Annotated in this window: 1 protein-coding gene and 1 pseudogene; one reads left to right on the forward strand and one right to left on the reverse strand. The window is 37.6% G+C overall.

Annotation, left to right across the window (positions count from 1 at the left end):
• Positions 1-299: 299 nt before the first annotated feature.
• Positions 300-1,373, forward strand: a pseudogene (locus AC3DU7_RS29890) (RNA-guided endonuclease InsQ/TnpB family protein); the annotation flags it as partial.
• A gap of 228 nt (positions 1,374-1,601) precedes the next feature.
• On the opposite strand, the gene ald reads toward AC3DU7_RS29890, so the two are convergent.
• A complete protein-coding gene (gene ald, locus AC3DU7_RS29895) occupies positions 1,602-2,693 on the reverse strand; it encodes an alanine dehydrogenase (protein WP_488042876.1) in 1,092 nt (363 codons plus the stop codon).
• Between the last annotated feature and the right edge of the window lie 316 nt (positions 2,694-3,009).

Raw genomic sequence — 3,009 nt, forward strand, 5'->3', positions numbered from 1 at the left:
GATTTACAAGCATTATAGTCTAATTTGGCCAGTTAAGTTGTGTAAGTCCCACTATGTATCTTACCCAAAAGAACAAAATTAGAAACCTGTCAAGCCAGGACTTTAAAGCCTTAAGACAATTGTGCAGATTATCCAAAAATATGTACAATGTGGGCCTTTACTCTGTGAGACAGTTCTATTTTGCTGAAGGCGGATATCTAAGAGATGAGTCAAATTACCATTACTGCAAAGATAACGAAAGCGTTTGCGTAGCATTCCGTAGGAAAGCTCCTCTGTAAGAGGCAAATTACCAACTCCTTCAAACCGATATTGCACAGCAAACATTAAAAGTGGTAGATAGGTCTTTTAAGTCGTTTTTTAACTTAATCCAAAAAGCTAAAGAAGGTAATTATCTTTTTGAACAAATACGATTGCCTAGATACCTCAACAAAGAAGGGTATTTTCCTTTAATAATACCTCGAATTAAGGTGAGAAATGGAGATTTCAATATTCCTATGTCGCGGAAATTTAAGGCTGAATATGGTGCAGTTAAAATTCCATTTCCAGAAAGATTAGTAGGTAAAAATCTCAAGGAAGTTAGAATAGCTCCTAGATATGATGCTAGGTTTTTTGAGGTAGAATTTATTACTGAAGTTGAATCGCAGCAGATAGTAAAATCTGACAATGCTTTAGCAATAGATCTTGGTCTAGACAATCTAGCAACTTGTGTATCGAATACTGGGTCATCGTTTATTTTAGACGGTAGAAGGCTTAAATCAATCAACCAATGGTACAACAAGGAACATTCTAGAATACAGTCTATAAAGGATAAACAAGGCATCAAAGATTTAACCAAAAAGCAAGTCAGCATAACAGTAAATCGGAACAATAAAGTTAGAGATTACCTGAATAAAGCAGCTAGATATTTAATCAACTGGTGTAGTAAAAACAAGATATTTACTATTGTTGTTGGCGTAAATCACCGAATCAAACAAAGTATCAATTTAGGTAAAAAAACTAACCAAAAATTTGTACAAATACCACACCATAGTTTCAGGTTTAAACTAAAAGCCATGTGTGATAGGTATGGATTAACCTATATAGAACAGGAGGAGTCTTATACCTCTAAGGCTAGTTTTTTAGACGGCGATCAGATACCTGTTTACAATGCGAATAACCCGAATGAATACAGTTTTAGTGGCAAGCGAGTCAAACGCGGTTTGTACAAAACTAAGCAGAATAAATTGATAAATGCAGATTGTAACGGAGCTGCAAATATTGGAGTCAAAAGCAACCTGAATGGGTTTACCCCGGACAGACTAGAGGCATCTTTGGCTATGCCATTAAGGGTAAAATTTGACGTGGATTTATCCCGGCAAATTTGTGACCCTTAAGAATCCACGCGGATTTATCCCGTGGAGTATCAATCTTATTCAGCCAGTCTACTAGAATCACTCTACTACACTTACATGGAATAGGCTGCGTGTACAGCCACTCTAGAAGCTGATTTATTTTCATACCTTATGTTTACAACTGCTACCTAAATATTGGCAGAATTTATGGCTATTCAGAGTCAACTTCTTCTAACTTAATGACCAAAAAAAGATGTGTGATTTTTAAACTTAATTATTACTTAGATCGGGGAATACTTCTCGGACAGCAGGATGAACCAAAAAATGGTCTTTAACATTCAATCCCTTAGCCAAGGCGGGATTTTTTTCTAAAGCTTCACTCCCATAATTAGCTAACTGTAATACATAGGGCAAAGTACTATTATTCAAAGCTTGAGTAGCTGTCCAGGGAACTGCTCCTGGCATATTAGGCACCCCATAATGTAGAACTCCCGATTCCACATAGGTAGGATTTGTATGAGAAGTTGGACGTAGAGTTTCCACACAACCGCCTTGATCCACCGCTACATCAATAATCACAGAACCAGGACGCATCTGCGCTACCAAATTTTTAGTTACTAAAACTGGAGGGCGACGACCAGGAACTAGAACTGCCCCTATAAGTAGATCGGAATCCACAATAGCAGTTTCAATAGTAGAAGAACTGCTGTATAACAAATCCACTCTAGAGCCAAATATAGTCTCCAGATAAGCTAACCTTTCCACATTTATATCAAAAATTTGAACCCTTGCCCCCAAACCAACAGCAATTTTCGCTGCTTCTGTACCAACAACCCCACCTCCCAGAATCATCACCTTACCAGGCATAACACCAGGAATTCCACCTAATAGTAAACCTCTACCACCTTGTTGCCTTTCCAAAAATCTCGCCCCAAACTGCACAGAAAGACGCCCAGCTATTATACTCATGGGAGTTAACAGAGGTAACTTATGGTCAGGTAGCTCTACTGTTTCGTAGGCGATCGCCGTCACCCCACTTTCAATCAACCTTTCAGTTAGCTTTTGATCGGCAGCCAAATGTAGATAAGTAAACAGGATTTGTCCTGATTTGAGAAATTGGTACTCTGATGATAGAGGTTCTTTTACTTTCACGATCATTTCGCAATTCCAAACCTCTCCAGCATTTTGTAAAATTTTGGCCTTTGATTGGATATAATCCTCATCACTAAAACCTGCACCCAACCCTGCTCCTGTTTCGACGAATACATGGTGACCAGCTTCAGTACATACCCTGACACTTGCAGGAGTTAGTCCTACACGAAACTCTAGATCCTTAATTTCCTTGGGAATACCTATCTTCATTCACCACCTCTATATTTTGTAGTCGAAAACATAACCTTATTCTGACTACTTTAAATCTAACTCAAAATTAATTAAGGAGCTATTGTCAAATAGGGCATATTTGATCGCTAACTGTAATGGCAATTACTTTTTTTTATAATAAATATTTTAGCCTTTCAAAAAAGACTTTTTATCTCTGAATTGTACTTTTTTTACCCTAAACCTTTTTCCCGTTGTTTTTAATCAGCAAAATTTATACTTGAGTCACTAACGAACGTCATTTCAGTTATCAGTTATCAGTTATCAGTTATCAGTACCTCTGCCTGTTTGCGCAGCA

This window comes from Okeania sp. (genome assembly GCF_983059655.1).

What these genes read in the sequence shown, in the direction of transcription:
- ald (WP_488042876.1), bottom strand. Translation starts at nt 2,693, where the DNA reads ATGAAGATAGGTATTCCCAAGGAAATTAAGGATCTAGAGTTTCGTGTA.